Here is a 17,794-nt window from a genome sequence, read left to right as displayed (position 1 = left end):
GCGCTTCTTTTTTCCGCGTGGACCGCGCAGAACTCGCAGGCTGGCTCCGGCTGTCGCTGACGGCAGGCATCGGCGACGGTGCCGCGCGCCGGCTGCTGGCGGCTTTCGGCCTGCCCGAGAACGTGTTCGCGCAGCGGCACGATGCGCTGCGCGAAGTGGTGTCCGAGGCGCAGGCCGAAGCACTGCTGCAGCTGCCGCAAGGGCTGCAGGCCCACATCGACCAGGCCTGGCAATGGCTGCAATCGGCACCGGACGAGGACGTCACGCGCCGGGTGGTCACGCTCGGCGATGCGGGCTATCCCGCCGCACTGCTCGAAATGGCCGACCCGCCGCCGATGCTCTATGTGCTGGGCGCTGCGGCCTTCGACCTGAACCAGCTCGGCCAAAGCATTGCCGTGGTGGGCAGCCGCAATCCCACGCCGCAAGGGGCGGCCAATGCGCGCGCCTTTGCACGCGCACTCGGCGAGGCCGGTCTGCCGGTGGTGTCGGGCCTTGCGCTCGGTGTCGATGGGGCTGCGCACCTGGGCGCGCTCGATGCGGCGGGCGATGCGCCGCGGCTCGCCACGGTCGCGGTGGTCGGCACCGGCCTCGACCGCGTCTATCCCGCGCGCCATCGCGAGCTCGCGCAGCGCATCACGCGCCAGGGGCTGATCGTGAGCGAGCTCCCGCTCGGCACACCGCCGCTGACGCAGAATTTCCCGCGGCGCAACCGCCTCATCGCCGGACTGGCGCGCGGCACGCTGGTCGTCGAGGCCGCGCTGCAGTCGGGCTCGCTGATCACCGCGCGCCTCGCTTCCGAACAAGGCAAGGAGGTGTTCGCGATCCCGGGTTCGATCCACTCGCCGCAGTCGCGCGGCTGCCATGCCCTGATCCGCCAGGGCGCGAAGCTGGTCGAGTCGGTACACGACATCCTCGAGGAACTGCCCGCGCCGCGCATGGCGCAGGCGGGCTCCGGCTCGGCCGCGGAGGCTGCGGATGCCAATGGCGCCGACCCTGCGCATCCGCTGCTCGACGCGCTCGGCTTCGACCCGGTCCACCTCGACGTGCTGAGCGCGCGCACCGGCTGGAGCGCGGCCGAGCTCCAGGCCAGGATGCTCGAACTCGAACTCGACGGGCTGGTGGCGCGGTTGCCCGGCGGCCTGTTCCAGCGCACGGCATCGGCCTAGAGGCTGCCGGGCAAAAGCCCTTGAAGGCGCGCCACGCGCATCGGCTATATTGGCCTCATGTTCGAAGTGCTCGTGTTTGTCTACGAAAACTACTGGCGCGGCGATGCCTGCCCCGAACCCGAACAATTGGGGCGCAAGCTCAGCGCGCATGGCTTCGATCCCGAAGAGATCCACGATGCGCTGCAATGGCTCGACGGCCTGAGCCTGGCCACTCAGGGACTGCAGATCAAACGCCATGCGGGCGACAGCCACACCGCCACGGTCACGCTGAGCGGCCCCCCTGAAGCGGCGCTGCCGCAGTCGAGCGACGCAATGCGCGTCTATTCACAGGCCGAGCAGGAGCACCTCGGTGCCGAGTGCCTCGGCTTCATCCGCTTTCTCGAACTCTCGAAGCTGCTGCCCTGCGGCCTGCGCGAGATCGTGGTCGAGCGCGCGATGGCGGCGCCCGATGCGCCGGTCGCGCTCGACGACCTCAAGATCATCGTGCTGATGGTGCACTGGAGCACGGGCATCGAGCCCGACGCGCTGGTGCTCGACGAACTCTGCGAGAGCCGCGAAGGGCGCACGGCACACTGAGCGCCTAGTTCAGAAGTCGCTCCGGATTGGCGTCGAGCTTCGCGAGCGCCTCGCGCGTGGCGCGCGCGGTGAGCGTCTCGTCCTCGGCGGGCACCAGCAGCCCCGCCTGCAGGTAGCTGGCGAGACGGCCGGCCTGGATCAGGAAGCTGCGGCCGTCGGCCGAGGCGAACAGGTGCAGCTGCTTGCGCTCGCTGCGCCAGACGAACTGCACCTGGCTCACGCGGTCGTTGTGATCGAGCATGAACCAGTTGCCCACCTCGAGCGCATGGGCCCATGCCAGCATGTCTTCGGAAGCGGCGCCGCCCGGCGCATCGGCCACCACCTCGATCGAGGCCGCGTCCATGCCCAGCAGCAGCTCGATGCTGTTCGCGTCGAGCGGCAGGTTCGAGGCGCCGCCATGGTCCTTCACGAAATCCTCCAGATGCGCCAAGCGCGCGGCCATGGCCTCGATCTTGGCGGCGGGGATCACCTCGGTCTTCGACAGGAAGGCATCGGACAGCGTGGCGCCGATGGCCTTGATGTGGGTTTCCTGCGGCTCGTCGATGATGCCGAGCAGGGTCATGCCGAGCCGCAGGCGCTGCAGCAGTTGCGGCAGGTCCTGTATCACGCGAGCGCGGTCGGCGCGGTTGGGCTTGGCGCTCGCGGCCCACACCAGGTCGGAGGCCACGCGCTTGAGCATCACGGTCTGCTCGCCCTGGGCGCCGTAGCGCAGCGCGGCAATCGCAAGCACCTCGGCCCAGACCTTGAACAGGAACTCGCGGATTTCATCGCGCACCGGCATGTCGTTGAGCATCTTGCGCAGCTCGATGGTGTACTGGATCGCCATCGTCTCCTTCTGCTCGACCTGCTGCGCCACGCTCATGACGCGCTGCGTGGTGTCGCTCTGCGTGAGATAGCGGTTCAGGAAGGCCACGAACTCGTCGAACACCAGCTTGAAGACGCGCTGGCCGGTCTCGGGGTACTGCTCGATCACCTGCACCACGCGCTTGATCTCGCCTTCGAGCGCACTGCCCGAGATGGCGGCCGCGTCGAAGCCCATCACACAGGAACCCATGCGGTCGATCAGCATGCGCGCGGGATGCTGCAGGCTGCCGAAGAACTCGGGCTCGGCGATCGCCACGCGCAGCACCGGCATCTGCAGCCGCGCGAACCACACGCGCGCCGAGAACGGAATCCGCTCCTCGGACAGGATGGCCTGGAACATCAGCGCGACGATCTCCACCGTGGCCTTGTCGGCGGTGGTGGGCGCCTTCTTCTTGAGCTCGCTGCTGCGCCGCCGCAGGTCGACCGCGGTTTGCTGCAGCAGGGTGGCCTGGTGCTCTGCCGAGGCCGCCTGCATGTAGTGCGTGGCCGATGCGCGGTAGGCCGCTTCGGCCTCGGCGACCATGCCGGCGAAGGTCTGCGCGCCCGCGCCGCCATTCGGGCCCGCGCCGGCATCCATGCCGGTCGTCGGCTGCAGGGGACGCGGGGCGGACAGGTCGGTTCCGATGCGCGCGGCAACGAAGCGCTTGAGGCTCAGCAGTGCCGTCTGGGCACGCTGCCGGGCGACCAGCAGCGGCGAGCCGCCGGTGGTCAGCGCAGGCGTGGACGGCGAAAAGACCCGCTGCGGGGGCGGCGGGGAAGCAGAAGAACCATTGAACGCGCCGTTCGGAGAACCGGGACCCGGGCCGCGGCCGGTCTGCGCTGCGCCCGACACCGAGGCCGGTCCGGTGGCACTGACGCCGCCGCCGCCGCCACCGCCGGTGCGCCGGACAAAGCTCTTCAGGTCGATCTCCGGCATCACGCCCTGCGAGATCAGGAAGGCGTTGGCGTCCTCGTAGGCCTTGACGACCACGCCGACGAGCCGCTGCTGCACCGTGTCCTGCACGCGCGTCCAGAGCGCCCGGCTCAGCCCGGCCGCGAGCCACTGGTCCACCAGCAGCCTGGCCAGGGTCTCCGGCCGGAGCACATCGTTGGCGTTGAGCTCACCGGTGCCTTCGAGATGCTGGATGCGCAGCCGCAGGTCGCTGAGTTCGAAGCTGGCCTGCTCGTGGAGCATCTGCGCCAGGCGGGACGACAGGATGTTGCTTTCCATCGCATCGTCGCCCATGAGTTCGAGCCGCAGCTTCGGAGCCGATGGCACAGCAGCAGGAACCGCAGCGGCCGCCGCAGGCGCGCTCGCCGACCTGCGCCAGCCGGCCTGCGCGAGCGAGACCCATTGCGAGGCCTGCGCCTGGAACGCCAAGAAGTCGTCGCGGCGTTCCTGCATCAGCCGCGCGTTGCCGACCTCGGCGGCCTGCTGGGTCAGGCGGTCCCGGATCGCTTGCGCCAGCGGCGCCATGACGCCGCCGGTGGCGAGCACGAAACGCTCACGCGTCTCGCGTGCGAGCTGCAGGGAAGTGTCGGACCGCGCGATGCTCATTGGAGGGATCGGGAAGGCAGGAAGGCTCGGCGCTCAGGGCGTCACAAGCGAGAGCTTGCATCGGGAAAGGCGGCAGCACAAGGGTGCATCGCCTTCCCACGTCCTTGCCTTTGGGCCGGCCCGGTGCCTCAGACCACCGCACCGGCGTTCGGGTCGTCCTCCGAACCGCCGTCGCGCTTGGGCGGCGTGCCCTTGATGAGGTCCTCGCGCTTGACGCCGAGCCACATCGCGATCGCCGCCGCCACGAAGGCCGACGAATAGATGCCGAAGCAGATGCCGATCGTCAGCGCCAGCGAGAAATAGTGCAGCGTCGGGCCACCGAAGAAGAACATCGAGAGCACCACGAGCTGCGTCGAGCCGTGCGTGATGATGGTGCGGCTGATGGTCGAGGTGATCGCGTTGTCGATGATCTCGGTCGTGCCCATCTTGCGGTAGCGCCGGAAGTTCTCGCGCACCCGGTCGAAGATCACCACCGATTCGTTGACCGAATAGCCCAGCACCGCGAGCACCGCCGCGAGCACCGCGAGCGAGAACTCCCACTGGAAGAACGCGAAGAAGCCCAGGATGATGACCACGTCGTGCAGGTTGGCCAGCACGGTGGCCACGGCGAACTTCCATTCGAAGCGGATCGCCAGGTAAATCATGATGCCCACCACCACCATGCCCAGGGCTTTGAGTCCGTTGGTGGTGAGTTCCTCGCCCACCTGCGGACCGACTACCTCCATGCCACGCTGGGTGGCCGACGGATCGACCGACTTGAGCGCTTCCATGACCTGCGCGCTCTGCTGGTCGGAGTTCATGCCCTTTTGCGCAGGCAGGCGGATCTGCACGTCGCGCGAAGTGCCGTAACTCTGCACCTGGACTTCGGGATAGCCCAGCTTGCTGACGGCTTCGCGGATCTTGCCGATGTCGGCCGACTGCTGGTAGGCGACCTCCATCACGGTGCCGCCCGTGAACTCGACCGACAGGTGCAGGCCGCGGTGGAACAGGAAGAACACCGCGAGCGCGAAGGTCACGAAGGAGATGATGTTCAGCACCAGCGCGTGGCGCATGAACGGGATGGTCTTGTGGATGCGGAAGAATTCCATGGCGCTTGTCCTTGACCTTTACTTGCCTTCAGCCACGGCCGTGCCGTCGGTCTTGGGCCGCCACACGGTACCGATCGACACCGTCTTGAGCTTCTTCTTCTGGCCGTACCAGAAGTTCACGAGGCCGCGCGAGAAGAACACGGCCGAGAACATCGAGGTGACGATGCCGATGCAGTGCACCACCGCGAAGCCGCGCACCGGGCCCGAGCCGAAGGCCAGCAGCGCGATGCCAGCGATCAGCGTGGTCACGTTCGAGTCGAGGATGGTGCCCCAGGCGCGGTCGTAGCCGGCGTGGATGGCCGCCTGCGGCGACGCGCCGTTGCGCAGCTCTTCGCGGATGCGCTCGTTGATCAGCACGTTGGAGTCGATGGCCACGCCGATGGCCAGCGCCATGGCCGCGATGCCGGGCAGCGTGAGGGTGGCCTGCAGCATCGAGAGAATGGCCACGAGCAGCAGCAGGTTGACGGCCAGCGCGATCGACGAGAACAGGCCGAACAGTGCGTAGTACAGGCACATGAAGACCATGATCGCGAGGAAGCCGTACATCACGCTCTTGAAGCCCTTCTCGATGTTGTCGGCGCCGAGTGTCGGGCCAATGGTGCGCTCCTGGATGATCTCCATCGGCGCAGCCAGCGAGCCGGCGCGCAGCAGCAGCGCGAGGTCGTTGGCCTCGCTCACCGTCATCGAGCCCGAGATCTGGAAGCGGGTGCCGAGTTCGCCGTTGATCGAAGGGGCGGTGAGCACTTCGCCCTTGCCCTTCTCGAAGATCAGCATGGCCATGCGCTTCTTGTAGTTCTCGCGGCTCACGTCGCGCATGATCCGGCCGCCCTTGGCGTCCATCGTCAGGTCGACCTTGGGCTGCTGGCTCTGCGAGTCGAAGCCGGGCTGCGCGTCGGTGAGGTTCTCGCCGGTGACGAGCACCTGCTTCTTCACGATGACCGGGCGGCCGTCGCGCTCGAAGAACTTCTCGGAGCCGAAGGGCACCGGTCCGCCGCTGAGTTCGGCGGCGCGGCCTTCGGCGCTCTCGTCCACCAGGCGCATCTCGAGCGTGGCGGTGCGGCCCAGGATGTCCTTGGCCTTGGCCGTATCCTGAACGCCGGGCAGCTGCACGACGATGCGGTCGAGGCCCTGCTGCTGGATCACCGGCTCGGCCACGCCGAGTTCATTGATCCGGTTGTGCAGCGTGGTGATGTTCTGCTTGAGCGCCGCATCCTGCTGGCGGCGCGCCGCCTCGGGCTTGATGGTCGCCACCAGGCGAAGGTTGCTGCCTTCGCCGCTGTCGACCGCCTCGAGGTCCTGGAACTGGTCCTGGATCAGCCGCCGGGCCGCATCGCGCGCCGCGGCGTCGCGGAACGAGATCTCGATGGCCTGGCCGTTGCGGCTCACCGAGGTGCCGCGGATGCCCTTGTCGCGGAACACGGTGCGCAGGTCGCCCGCGAAAGATTCTGCCTTCTTGTCGATGGCGCCCTTCATGTCGACCTGCAGCAGGAAGTCGACGCCGCCGCGCAGGTCGAGACCCAGGTACATCGGGAACGCATGCAAGGCCGTGAGCCATGCCGGCGAGCGCGAGACCAGGTTCAGCGCCACGATGTAGGCCGGATCGGCCGGGTCGGGCACCAGGGCGCGCTGGAGCACGTCGCGCGCCTTGAGCTGTTCGTCGGGCGTCGCGAAGCGCGCGCGCAGCGAGCCGCCTTCGAGCGTGAGCAGGTCGGGCGCGAGCCCGGCCGTCTTCAGCGCCTCCTCGACCCGGCCCTGGGTGGCCGCGTCGACCTTGACGGTCGACTTGGCCGCGGACACCTGCACAGCAGGCGCCTCGCCGAAGAAATTGGGCAGGGAATAGATCAACCCAACCAGCAGCACGACCACGATGATCGCGTACTTCCAGACCGGATATCGGTTCATGAGAGAGCGCTTTTCAGAAACAGGACACGGCGTGACTTGAGGCCCCGCGCGACAAAGCGCAAGGCCCGGGCACCATCTTGTGGGCGATTACTGCTTGACCGCGCCCTTGGGCAGGACCTGCACCACGGCCGTGCGCTGGATCTTGATCTCGACGCCGTTCGCGATTTCGAGGCCCAGGTACTGGTCGCCGAGCGAGGTGATCTTGCCGAGCACGCCGCCGACCGTGGCCACTTCGTCGCCCTTGGCGAGCGCCTCGATCATGGCGCGGGCTTCCTTCTGGCGCTTCATCTGCGGGCGGATCATGACGAAGTACAGCACCACGAACATCAACACCAGCGGCAGCATGCTGCCCAGCGAAGACATCATGTCGCCGCCACCGGATGCAGCGGGCGCGGTTTGGGCAAAAGCAGAGGAAATGAACAAGGGAGTCTCCAGCAGAGAGATGGGTATGAGGAATGTCAGAAGCGCGGGTCGGGCCCGCGGTTCCGCGGCCCGGGAAAAAAGGCCGCGTTCAGAAGCCTGGAGCGGTGTTGCCGCGCTCAGCAGCGGGCATTGTATTCGTCGCAAAGGCCTGCGCCGCGCGCTTATCCGGCGCGCGGCGCAGGCCTTTGGTTCTAACGGCCGCTACCGATTCAATAGCAAAAGGGTGCCGGAAGACCTCCGGCACCCGCCGGACCGCGGCAATCAGGCAGCCGCGCGCTGCGCCGATGGCTGCTGCTGCTGCGGATCGCGCCAGCGGGCCATCAACTCGCTCCAGCGCACGCGCGCTGCCGCCAGGTTGCGTTCCTTCACGTGGCCGTAGCCGCGGATCTGCTCGGGCAGGCTGGCGATCTCGAGTGCCAGCGCATGGTTCTCGGGGCGCAGGCCGGCCAGCACTTCGTCGATGCTCGCGCGATATTCGCCGATCAGCGCGCGTTCGGTGCGGCGCTCCTCGGTGCGTCCGAAGATGTCGAGCGGCGTGCCGCGCAGGCCCTTCAGGCGCGCGAGCACCCGGAACGCCGGCAGCATCCACGGGCCGAACTTCTGCTTCTGGAGTTGGCCCTTGGCGTTCTTCTTCGCGATGATCGGCGGCGCGAGGTGATAGTTGAGCTTGAAATCCTTGCCCATCTCGCCTTCGAACATGCCTTCGACGCGGCCGAGGAAGCTGCGGTCGGTGTGCAGGCGCGCCACCTCGTACTCGTCCTTGTAGGCCATCAGCTTGAACAGCTGGCGCGCCACGGCCTCGGCCAGCGCGGTCTTTCCGAGCGCCGACTCGGCCTGCTGCACCTTGCCGACGAACTGCCGGTAGGTATCGGCATAGGCGGCATTCTGGTAGCCGGCGAGGAACTCGACCCGGCGCGCCACCAGGCTGTCGAGCGTTTCGCGCTTCTTGAACTCGATGATCTGGCCCGGGCGCACGCGTTTTTGCAGTTCGTCGGGGTTGGCCGCGGCCTGGCGGCCCCAGGCGAACGCGGCCTTGTTGTTCTCGACCGCCACGGCGTTGAGCTCGATCGCACGCATCAGCGATTCGTGCGCCAGCGGGATCCAGCCCTTCTGCCAGGCGTAGCCCAGCAGCATCGGGTTGGCATAGAGGCTGTCGCCCATCAGCGTGGTGGCTGCGGCATCGGCATCGAACGCGCCGACCGCGTCGGCACCCACGACCTTTGCGATGTCGCCCGCGCAGTCGTCCTGCGGATTGACCCAGTTGGCATTGCGCACGAAGGCCGCGGTCGGCGTGCCGTGCGCATTGAGCGCCACGTGCGTGCGGCCTTCGCGCATGCGCGCCAGGGTTTCGGGATTGACCGCCACCAGCGGATCGGCCGCGAGGATCAGGTCGGCCGCGGCGGTGCCGACGCGCGTGGTGCGGATCGCCTCCTGCGTGTCGCCGATCAGCGCGTGGCTCCAGGTGGCGCCGCCTTTCTGCGCGAGGCCGGCCGCATCCTGCGTGACGATGCCCTTGCCCTCGATGTGCGCCGCCATGCCGAGCAGCTGGCCGATGGTGATGACGCCCGTGCCGCCGACGCCGGCCACGACGATGCCCCAGACCTGTCCGGGCGCCAGCGCAGGCACGGCCGGCTCGGCCAGCGGGCCGAGTTCGAGCGGCGATGCCGCCTTGTCCTTGGCCTTCTTCTTGAGTTGGCTGCCTTCGACGGTCACGAAGCTCGGGCAGAAGCCCTTGAGGCAGCTCATGTCCTTGTTGCAGGTGCTCTGGTTGATCGCGCGCTTGCGACCGAACTCGGTCTCGAGCGGCTCGACCGACAGGCAGTTGCTCTGCACGCTGCAGTCGCCGCAGCCTTCGCAGACCAGCTCGTTGATGACGACACGCTTCGCCGGATCGACGGCCGTGCCGCGCTTGCGGCGGCGGCGCTTCTCGGTGGCGCAGGTCTGGTCGTAGATGATGGCCGTGGTGCCCGCCATCTCGCGGAACTCGCGCTGGATCTCGTCGAGGTCGTCGCGGTGGCGCACCTTCACGTCCTGGCCGGGGATGTTCACGCCCTCGTACTTCTCGGGCTCGTCGGTGACGACCACCACCTTCTTGGCGCCCTCGGCATGCAGGCTCTCGGCGATCTGCAGCACCGAGTGGCCCTCGGGCCGCTCGCCGACCTGCTGGCCGCCGGTCATGGCGACCGCGTCGTTGTAGAGGATCTTGTAGGTGATGTTCACGCCCGCAGCGATGCTCTGGCGGATCGCGAGCAGGCCGCTGTGGAAGTAGGTGCCGTCGCCCAGGTTGGCGAAGATGTGCTGGTCGGTCGTGAAGGGCTGCTGGCCGACCCACGGCACGCCCTCGCCGCCCATCTGCGTGAAGCCGATGGTGGAGCGGTCCATCCAGGTGGCCATGAAGTGGCAGCCGATGCCGGCCATGGCGCGCGAGCCTTCGGGCACCACGGTGCTGGTGTTGTGCGGGCAGCCCGAGCAGAACCACGGCTGGCGGTCGGCGCCCTGCACGCCGCCCACCTTGAGCACTTCCATCGAGCGCTCCTTGGCCTCGAGGATCGCCATCTGCGCGTCGATGCGCGCGCGCATGTCGGCGCCCGCATGGTCGAGGATGCCGAGCTTGCGCAGCCGCTGCGCGATGGCCTTGGCGATCAGCGCCGGGTTCAGGTCGGCATTGGCGCGCAGCAGCGTGTTGGCCGTCGGGTTGGGCATGGCCCACTCGCCGCCCGAGAAATCGCCGTCGAGCTCGTTGAACTTGCCGAGCACATTGGGGCGCACGTCGGCGCGCCAGTTGTAAAGCTCTTCCTTGAGCTGGTATTCGATGACCTGGCGCTTCTCCTCGACCACCAGGATCTCCTGCAGGCCGGTGGCGAACTCGCGCGTGAGCTGCGCCTCGAGCGGCCACACCACGCCCACCTTGTGCAGACGGATGCCGAGCTGGCGGCAGGTGGCGTCGTCCAGGCCCAGGTCGATCAGGGCCTGGCGGGTGTCGTTGTAGGCCTTGCCGCTGGCCATGATGCCGAAGCGGTCGTTCGGGCCTTCGATCACGTTGTGGTTCAGGCGGTTGGCGCGGATGTACGCGAGCGCGGCATACCACTTGTAGTGCATCAGCCGGGCTTCCTGCTCCAGCGCATGGTCGGGCCAGCGGATGTGCAGCCCGCCGGGCGGCATCTCGAAGTCGGTCGGCACCACGATCTCGACGCGGTCCGGGTCGATCATGGCGGTGGCGCTCGACTCGACGATCTCCTGGATCGTCTTCATGCCCGACCACACGCCCGAGAAGCGGCTCAGCGCGAAGGCGTGGATGCCCAGGTCGAGGATCTCCTGCACGTTGGCCGGAAAGAACACCGGCGTGCCGCAGGCCTTGAAGATGTGATCGCTCTGGTGCGCCGCCGTGCTGCTCTTGGAGATGTGGTCGTCGCCCGCCACCGCGATCACGCCGCCGAATTCGGTGGTGCCCGCCATGTTGGCGTGCTTGAAGACGTCGGAGCAGCGGTCCACGCCCGGGCCCTTGCCGTACCAGATGCCGAAGACGCCGTCGAACTTGTTGGTGCCCGCGGGCGAAAAGCCCAGTTGCTGGGTGCCCCAAAGCGCCGTGGCGGCGAGCTCTTCGTTCACGCCGGGCTGGAACACGATGTTCTGTTCCTTCAGGAACTTGCTGGCCTTCCAGAGCGCCTGGTCGTAGCCGCCGAGCGGCGAGCCGCGGTAGCCGCTGATGAAGCCGGCGGTGTTCTTGCCGACCTGCTTGTCGCGCAGGCGCTGCAGCATCGGCAGCTTGACCAGGGCCTGCACGCCGCTCATGAACGCGCGGCCGTAGTCCAGTGAGTACTTGTCGTCGAGCGTGACGGTTTCCAGCGCGCGGCGAATGTGTTCGGGCAGCGGGGCGTTCATGTGTCTGTCTCCGTATGGCAGGGCTTTGTGGGCCTGGCTTGGGGTGTGGGTCTGTGCCCGGGTCGGGCGCGAGCCCATGATCACGCAAAGTGTATGCCGGGGTTCGCGACAGGTGTTTGCGTTCTTGGCCCCGGAAATCCGGGTTCCAGAAAGAATCTTGCTTAAAATGCAGTCCAATGGAAAGAATTGATAAGTTCGACCTTGCAATCCTGCAAGAACTGCAGGCCGACGGCCGCCTCACCAACGCCGAGCTTGCGCAGCGCGTGGGCCTCTCGGCCGCACCGTGCTGGCGCCGCGTGCGCGCGCTGGAGGAGGCCGGCTTCATCAAGGGCTATCACGCCGAGATCGACCGCCACAAGATCGGGCTCGGCGTGCTCGCTTTCGTGCGCGTCGACACCGAGCGGGTCACGCTGGACGCCACCCGCAAGCTCGAGGAGGCGATCCGCCGCCTGCCCGAGGTGGTGGCCTGTCACTACATCAGCGGCACCGGCACCTTCGAACTGCAGGTGGTGGCGCAGGACCTCGACAGCTTCTCGGCCTTTGCGCGCCAGCACCTGATGAACCTGCCCAACGTGAAGGACCTGCACACCAGCTTCTCGCTCGGTGAGGTCAAGGCCAGCAGCGCCTGGCCGCTCGGGCATCTGGCGCGCTGACCGGGCGCGGGCGGGGCGCCCGGCACAATCGGGGCACATGCCACCCATTTCTCCCGAAGAAACGCCTGTCTCCGCCGTCCAGCCGCGCCCGCCCAAGATGACGGCGCTGGAGCCGCTCCGGCTGCCGGTGTTCCGCATGCTCTGGAGCACCTGGCTGATCGCCAACATCTGCATGTGGATGAACGACGTGGCGGCGGCGTGGCTCATGACCTCGCTGACCAGCTCGCCGATCTGGGTGGCGCTGGTCCAGTCGGCCTCCACGCTGCCGGTGTTCCTGCTGGGCCTGCCGAGCGGCGCGCTGGCCGACATCCTCGACCGGCGGCGCTGGCTGGTCGCCACCCAGTTCTGGCTGGCGGGCACCGCGATCGTGCTGTGCGTGGCCATTTCGCTCGACGTGATGACCGCGCCGCTGCTGCTGGCGCTGACCTTCGCCAACGGCATCGGCCTGGCGCTGCGCTGGCCCGTGTTCTCGGCCATCGTGCCCGAGCTGGTGCCGCGGCCGCAGTTGCCGGCCGCGCTCGGGCTGAACGGCATCGCGATGAACGCCTCGCGCATCATCGGCCCGCTCACGGCCGGCATGCTGATCGCGAGCGCGGGCAGCGTCTGGGTGTTCGCGCTCAATGCGGTGCTGTCGGTGGCCTCGGGCTTCGTGGTGCTGCGCTGGCGGCGCGAGCACACGCCCAACCCGCTGGGCCGCGAGCGGCTCATCAGCGCCATGCGCGTGGGCGTGCAGTTCGTCTGGCAGTCGCAGCGCATGCGCGCGGTGCTCACGCGCATCACCATCTTCTTCTTCCACTCGACCGCGCTGCTCGCGCTGCTGCCGCTGCTGGCGCGCAACCTCAAGGGCGGCGGTGCCGGCACCTTCACCCTGCTGCTGGCCGCGATGGGCGCGGGCGCGATCATCGCCGTGCTGTTCCTGCCGCGGCTGCGCCAGGCGCTGGGCCGCGACCAGCTCGTGCTGCGCGGCACGCTGCTGCAGTCGGCCGCCACCGCGGTGATGGCCTTCGCGCCCAATGCGTGGGTCGCCGTGCCGGCCATGTTCTTCGGCGGCATGGCCTGGATCACGGTGGCGAACTCACTCTCGGTGTCGGCGCAGCTGGCGCTGCCCGACTGGGTGCGCGCGCGCGGCATGTCGACCTACCAGATGGCGATCATGGGCGCGAGCGCGATCGGCGCGGCGCTCTGGGGCCAGGTGGCCACGGTCAGCGACCTGCGCACCAGCCTGGAGATCGCCGCGGTGAGCGGCACGCTGGTGATGCTGGCCGCGCTGCGCTGGGTGACCGATGTCTCGGGCGAAGAGGCGGACATGAGCCCGGCGCGCGCCGGCTGGGCGGCGGGCCCGCCGGCCGAAAGGCCCGAGGAAAGCGGGCGCGTGATCATCACCATCGAATACATCATCGACCCGGCACGCGCGGCCGCCTTCCACCTCGTGATGCAGCAGACCCGGCGCGCCCGGCTCGGCCAGGGCGCGATCGGCTGGGAGCTGCTGCACGACATCGCCGAGCCGGGGCGCTATCTCGAGCAGATCGTGGACGAAAGCTGGACCGACCACCTGCGCCGCTTCACGCGGGCCACGGCGGCCGACATGGCGCTGCGCGAACGGCGGCTGGCGTTCCACATCGGCGAATCGCCGCCCGCCGTGACCCGGTACGTGGTGCGGCGCTGAAATTTGACCGGTCGGTCTGCTTTGGCTGCCCGCCGCGCGCGCCCGTCGGGTAAATACCGATCTACGTTTTTTTGACCGATCGGACAATTTAGCCCATCATCACGCTCGTTCGACTACGAGGACCGCCACGATGAAATCCGCCCCCCTGCGCAGCCGCTTCTGGTCGGACCTGACCAGCGAAGAATTCTCCCGCCTCGACCGCGAGCGGCTCATCGCCGTGCTGCCGGTCGGCGCCACCGAGCAGCACGGTCCGCACCTGCCGATGTCGACCGACACCGCCACCATCGACGGCATGGTCCACGCCACGCTGCCGCACCTGCCCGACGACCTGCCCGTGCTCTTTTTGCCGACCGTGGCCTACGGCAAGAGCAACGAGCATTCGCGCTATCCGGGCACGCTGACGGTGTCGGCCACGACGCTGATCTCGCTGTGGACCGACATCGGCGCCTGCGTGGCCCGTGCCGGCGTGCGAAAGCTGGTGCTCTACAACAGCCACGGTGGCCAGATGAGCGTGATGGACATCGTGGCGCGCGACCTGCGCGAGGCGCACGGCATGATGGTCGTGGCCGCCAACTGGTACACGCTGGGCCTGCCCGAAGGCCTGTTCACCGCGCACGAGGGGCGCCACGGCATCCATGCCGGCGACCTCGAGAGCTCGGTCATGCTGCACCTCACGCCCGACCATGTGCAGAAGGACCGATTCCAGAACTTCCATTCGATGACCGAAGACCTCGCGGCCGAGAACAAGTACCTGTCGATCACGCCCAGCGGCAAGCTCGGCTGGCAGATGCACGACATCAACCCCGCGGGCGCCGCCGGCGACGCCACCCGCGCCACCGCCGAGAAGGGCGCCGCGGTGCTCGACCACGTCGGCCGACGCTTCGTCGACCTGCTGCACGAGGTCGACCGCTTCCCGCTCTCGCGCCTCGACAACCAGCCCGCATGGCAATGACCCCCAGCACCCCGCCCGACGACACCACGACCACCGCCACGCCGCTGGTGCGCCTGCGCCAGGTCGGCAAGCGCTTTGCCAACGGCACGCTCGCGCTCGAGGGCATGACGCTCGACATCGGCGAGCACGACTTCGTCAGCTTCCTCGGCCCCTCGGGCTGCGGCAAGAGCACCGCGCTGCGGCTGATCGCCGGCCTCACCCGGCTCAGCGCGGGCGAGATCCAGTGGTCGGGCGCCAACAGCGGCGTGGCCAAGCACAGCCGCAGCGACCGCGACCTCGGCTTCGTGTTCCAGGAACCCACGCTCATGCCCTGGGCCAAGGTGTTCGACAACGTGTGGCTGCCGCTCAAGCTCGCGGGCACCTCGCGCGATGCGGCGGCGCCCGTGGTCGAGCAGGCGCTCGAGATGGTCGGGCTCTCGCGCTTTGCGGGCGTCTACCCGCGCGAGCTGTCGGGCGGCATGAAGATGCGCGTGTCGATCGCGCGTGCGCTGGTCACCCATCCGCGCCTGCTGCTCATGGACGAGCCCTTTGCCGCGCTCGACGAGATGACGCGCATCAAGCTCAACAACGACCTGCTCGCGATCTGGCGCGAGCACCGCTTCTCGGTGGTGTTCGTCACGCACAGCGTCTACGAGTCGGTGTACCTGTCGAACCGCATCGTGGTGATGGCCGCGCGACCGGGCCGCGTGATCGACGAGATCCGCATCGACGAGCCCTATCCGCGCGGCGAAGACTTCCGCACCTCGAGCCGCTACAACGCGCACTGCACCGCCGTGTCGCAGTCGCTGCATGGAGCCCTGCATGACGTCGATCACTGAACGCCCCGCCGCCGGTGCTGCCGCCGTCGCCGAGGCCGCCGCGCCCTCCGCCGAACTGCTGCGCGCCCACGAAGACCGTGCCCGGCGGCGCGAGTCGATGCTGCGCATCGCCGTGCCCGCGGCGGTGGTCGCCGTGCTGTTGCTGCTGTGGGAATGGATGGTGCGCGCCAACGGCATTCCGCACTACATCCTCCCTTCGCCCTCGCTGATCCTCACCACGCTGTTCGACAACTGGGGGTCGCTGTCGAGTGCGCTGTGGTTCACCGTGCGGCTGACGCTCTTGGCGCTCGCGGCGGCCATCGTCGGCGGCGTGGCGCTGGCGATCGCGTTCGCGCTCTTCAAGTGGGTCGAGGTGGGCCTGTTCCCGATCGCAGTGATCCTGCAGGTGACGCCGATCATCGCCATCGCGCCGCTGATCCTGATCTATGTCTCGAACACCACCGCGGCGCTGCTGCTGTGCGCCTGGATCGTGGCCTTCTTCCCGATCCTGTCGAACACCGTGGTCGGCCTGAAGAGCGCCGACAGCAACCTGCGCGACCTGTTCCAGCTCTACAAGGCGTCGCCGTGGCAGACCTTCCGCTACCTGCTCGCGCCGAGCGCGCTGCCGTACTTCATGGCGGGCTTGAAGATCGCGGGCGGGCTGGCCCTGATCGGCGCGGTGGTGGCCGAGTTCACGGCCGGCACGGCCGGCAAGGAGACCGGCCTGGCATCGCGCATCCTCGAGTCGAGCTTTCGCACCGAGATCCCGATGATGTTCGCGGCGCTGCTGCTGGTGTCGCTGCTGGGCATCGTCATCTTCATCGTGTTCGCGGCCCTCAGTCGCCTGGTGCTCGGCCACTGGCATGAAAGCGAGATGCGCCGTGAGCGCTAGGCCCGCGATGCCCGCCATCGATTGGGACGCCGTGCAGCAGGACCTGCGCGGCCTCAACCTCGTCACCGCACCCGCACAGCGCAAGCAGCTGTCGAAGGACTTCTACTGGTACAGCCCGATCCTCACGGCCCAGCTCGCCGGCTGCGTGGCCGACCTCGTGGTCAAGGTCGGCACCGAGGACGACGTGCGGCAGGCCGCGGCGGTGGCCGCGAAGTGGCAGCTGCCGCTCACCGTGCGCGCGGGTGGCACCGGCAACTACGGCCAGTGCGTGCCGCTCGAAGGCGGCATCGTGCTCGACGTGACCGGCATGTGCCGCGTGCTCGACATCCAGCCGGGCCGCATGCGCGTGGAGGCCGGCGCCCGCATGCACGACATCGATCTCGCGGCGCGCGAAACCGGCCAGGCGCTGCGCATGTGGCCCTCGACGTGGCACGTGGCCTCGATCGGCGGCTTCATCGCGGGTGGCTTCGGCGGCATCGGCTCGTTCCGCCACGGCATCCTGCGCGACCCCGGCAACATGCTGCACGCGCGCGTGATGACGGTGGAGCGCCAGCCGCGCGTCATCGAACTGCATGGCGACGAGATCCAGCAGGTGCAGCATGCCTTCGGCACCAACGGCGTGATCCTCGACGTGGAAGTGGCCCTGAGCCCGGCCGTCGACTGGGTGCACTGCACGGCGCTGTTCGACACCTACCGCGGCGCGCTCGACTTCGGCATCGCCGCGCAGGCGCCCACGCTTGACATCTTTTTGCTCTCGACCGTGGAGGCGCGCTTCTCGCCCTACTACACCGCCATGCGCGACCGCTTTCCGGCCGATCGGCATGCGGTGTTCACGATGGTGTCGCCCGCATCGATGGCCGAATTCCGCGCGCTCGCCGCAGCGCACGGCGGCACGATCTCCGTCGCGGGCACCGAGGCCGAGCTGCTCGCCGACGGCCTGCCGCCGGCCTACGAGTGCGCGTTCAACCACACGACGCTGCAGGCGCTCAAGGCCGACCGCGGCTGGACCTACCTGCAGGTGGCCTATGCCCAGCCCTTCGATCCGGCCGTGGTCGAGCGCCACCTCGCGATCTTCGGCGACGACGTGCTGCAGCACCAGGATTTCGCGCGCGCCGGCGGCGAATGCGGCACCTTCGGCATCCTGCTGGTGCGCTGGAAGGGCGAAGCCCACCAGTACGAGGTGATCCGCGAGATCGAATCGCAGGGCGGCTGCAAGATCTTCAATCCGCACGTGGTCACCATCGAGGACGGCGGCATGAAGGCCATCGACACGCAGCAGATCGAGTTCAAGAAGCGCAGCGATCCCATGGGGCTGATGAACCCCGGCAAGACCCGCGGCTGGACGCCCGACATGGCCGTTGCGCGCTGAAAGATCCCTCTCGTTTTTCCACCCCCT

13 protein-coding genes are annotated in these 17,794 nt (G+C 68.3%); 8 read left to right on the top strand and 5 right to left on the bottom strand.

Going from position 1 to position 17,794, the window contains the following annotated elements; all coding sequences use genetic code 11:
- The first annotated feature begins 17 nt into the window (after nucleotides 1-17).
- Together dprA and AC3A6J_RS15780 are read left to right on the top strand one after the other, a co-directional pair.
- The gene (dprA, locus tag AC3A6J_RS15785; RefSeq protein ID WP_487860909.1) at nucleotides 18-1,166 is read left to right on the top strand and encodes a DNA-processing protein DprA; all 1,149 of its coding nucleotides are present in this window, start codon (nucleotides 18-20) and stop codon (nucleotides 1,164-1,166) included.
- 57 nt (nucleotides 1,167-1,223) lie between these two features.
- Nucleotides 1,224-1,742 carry a Smg family protein gene (locus AC3A6J_RS15780; RefSeq protein WP_487860908.1) on the top strand — a complete coding sequence of 173 codons (519 nt, stop codon included), beginning with the start codon at nucleotides 1,224-1,226 and terminating at the stop codon, nucleotides 1,740-1,742.
- A gap of 4 nt (nucleotides 1,743-1,746) precedes the next feature.
- Here the strand turns inward: AC3A6J_RS15780 and AC3A6J_RS15775 are convergent, their stop codons facing one another.
- The 5 genes from AC3A6J_RS15775 to AC3A6J_RS15755 form a co-directional block, all read right to left on the bottom strand.
- Nucleotides 1,747-4,143: a DUF1631 family protein gene (locus AC3A6J_RS15775; RefSeq protein ID WP_487860907.1), complete on the bottom strand. Its 2,397-nt coding sequence runs from the start codon at nucleotides 4,141-4,143 to the stop codon at nucleotides 1,747-1,749.
- Nucleotides 4,144-4,271: 128 nt separating this feature from the next.
- Nucleotides 4,272-5,231 (bottom strand): protein translocase subunit SecF, encoded by a 960-nt coding sequence (gene secF, locus AC3A6J_RS15770; protein ID WP_487860906.1) that lies wholly within the window; start codon nucleotides 5,229-5,231, stop codon nucleotides 4,272-4,274.
- Between the two features lie 18 nt (nucleotides 5,232-5,249).
- Nucleotides 5,250-7,133 carry a protein translocase subunit SecD gene (gene secD, locus AC3A6J_RS15765; protein ID WP_487860905.1) on the bottom strand — a complete coding sequence of 628 codons (1,884 nt, stop codon included), beginning with the start codon at nucleotides 7,131-7,133 and terminating at the stop codon, nucleotides 5,250-5,252.
- Between the two features lie 87 nt (nucleotides 7,134-7,220).
- A complete protein-coding gene (yajC, locus tag AC3A6J_RS15760) occupies nucleotides 7,221-7,556 on the bottom strand; it encodes a preprotein translocase subunit YajC (RefSeq protein WP_487860904.1) in 336 nt (111 codons plus the stop codon).
- 261 nt (nucleotides 7,557-7,817) lie between these two features.
- On the bottom strand, nucleotides 7,818-11,438 hold the full coding sequence (locus AC3A6J_RS15755; protein ID WP_487860903.1) for an indolepyruvate ferredoxin oxidoreductase family protein: 3,621 nt from the start codon (nucleotides 11,436-11,438) through the stop codon (nucleotides 7,818-7,820).
- Nucleotides 11,439-11,614: 176 nt separating this feature from the next.
- Between AC3A6J_RS15755 and AC3A6J_RS15750 the strand changes: the two genes are divergently transcribed.
- From AC3A6J_RS15750 to AC3A6J_RS15725, 6 genes are all read left to right on the top strand, one after another.
- Nucleotides 11,615-12,091, top strand: coding sequence for an Lrp/AsnC family transcriptional regulator (locus AC3A6J_RS15750; RefSeq protein ID WP_487860902.1), 477 nt, complete (start codon nucleotides 11,615-11,617; stop codon nucleotides 12,089-12,091).
- 37 nt (nucleotides 12,092-12,128) lie between these two features.
- Nucleotides 12,129-13,757: an MFS transporter gene (locus tag AC3A6J_RS15745; protein WP_487860901.1), complete on the top strand. Its 1,629-nt coding sequence runs from the start codon at nucleotides 12,129-12,131 to the stop codon at nucleotides 13,755-13,757.
- Between the two features lie 130 nt (nucleotides 13,758-13,887).
- On the top strand, nucleotides 13,888-14,709 hold the full coding sequence (locus AC3A6J_RS15740) for a creatininase family protein (protein ID WP_487860900.1): 822 nt from the start codon (nucleotides 13,888-13,890) through the stop codon (nucleotides 14,707-14,709).
- On the top strand, nucleotides 14,700-15,527 hold the full coding sequence (locus tag AC3A6J_RS15735; RefSeq protein ID WP_487860899.1) for an ABC transporter ATP-binding protein: 828 nt from the start codon (nucleotides 14,700-14,702) through the stop codon (nucleotides 15,525-15,527). The genes AC3A6J_RS15740 and AC3A6J_RS15735 overlap by 10 nt, the downstream gene beginning before the upstream one ends.
- Nucleotides 15,511-16,398 carry an ABC transporter permease gene (locus AC3A6J_RS15730; RefSeq protein WP_487860898.1) on the top strand — a complete coding sequence of 296 codons (888 nt, stop codon included), beginning with the start codon at nucleotides 15,511-15,513 and terminating at the stop codon, nucleotides 16,396-16,398. The genes AC3A6J_RS15735 and AC3A6J_RS15730 overlap by 17 nt, the downstream gene beginning before the upstream one ends.
- Nucleotides 16,370-17,767 carry an FAD-binding oxidoreductase gene (locus AC3A6J_RS15725; RefSeq protein WP_487860897.1) on the top strand — a complete coding sequence of 466 codons (1,398 nt, stop codon included), beginning with the start codon at nucleotides 16,370-16,372 and terminating at the stop codon, nucleotides 17,765-17,767. The genes AC3A6J_RS15730 and AC3A6J_RS15725 overlap by 29 nt, the downstream gene beginning before the upstream one ends.
- Nucleotides 17,768-17,794: the final 27 nt, after the last annotated feature.

The organism is Variovorax sp. Soil_C_39 (genome assembly GCF_057656815.1).
This window is presented reverse-complemented; position numbering and strand designations above follow the sequence as displayed.

Excerpts from the sequence above, each read along its gene's own strand:
- AC3A6J_RS15780 (WP_487860908.1), top strand. The coding sequence starts at position 1,224 with ATGTTCGAAGTGCTCGTGTTTGTCTACGAAAACTACTGGCGCGGCGAT.
- AC3A6J_RS15775 (WP_487860907.1), bottom strand. The coding sequence starts at position 4,143 with ATGAGCATCGCGCGGTCCGACACTTCCCTGCAGCTCGCACGCGAGACG.
- secF (WP_487860906.1), bottom strand. The coding sequence starts at position 5,231 with ATGGAATTCTTCCGCATCCACAAGACCATCCCGTTCATGCGCCACGCG.
- secD (WP_487860905.1), bottom strand. The coding sequence starts at position 7,133 with ATGAACCGATATCCGGTCTGGAAGTACGCGATCATCGTGGTCGTGCTG.
- AC3A6J_RS15755 (WP_487860903.1), bottom strand. The coding sequence starts at position 11,438 with ATGAACGCCCCGCTGCCCGAACACATTCGCCGCGCGCTGGAAACCGTC.
- AC3A6J_RS15750 (WP_487860902.1), top strand. The coding sequence starts at position 11,615 with ATGGAAAGAATTGATAAGTTCGACCTTGCAATCCTGCAAGAACTGCAG.
- AC3A6J_RS15745 (WP_487860901.1), top strand. The coding sequence starts at position 12,129 with ATGCCACCCATTTCTCCCGAAGAAACGCCTGTCTCCGCCGTCCAGCCG.
- AC3A6J_RS15740 (WP_487860900.1), top strand. The coding sequence starts at position 13,888 with ATGAAATCCGCCCCCCTGCGCAGCCGCTTCTGGTCGGACCTGACCAGC.
- AC3A6J_RS15735 (WP_487860899.1), top strand. The coding sequence starts at position 14,700 with ATGGCAATGACCCCCAGCACCCCGCCCGACGACACCACGACCACCGCC.
- AC3A6J_RS15730 (WP_487860898.1), top strand. The coding sequence starts at position 15,511 with ATGACGTCGATCACTGAACGCCCCGCCGCCGGTGCTGCCGCCGTCGCC.
- AC3A6J_RS15725 (WP_487860897.1), top strand. The coding sequence starts at position 16,370 with ATGAAAGCGAGATGCGCCGTGAGCGCTAGGCCCGCGATGCCCGCCATC.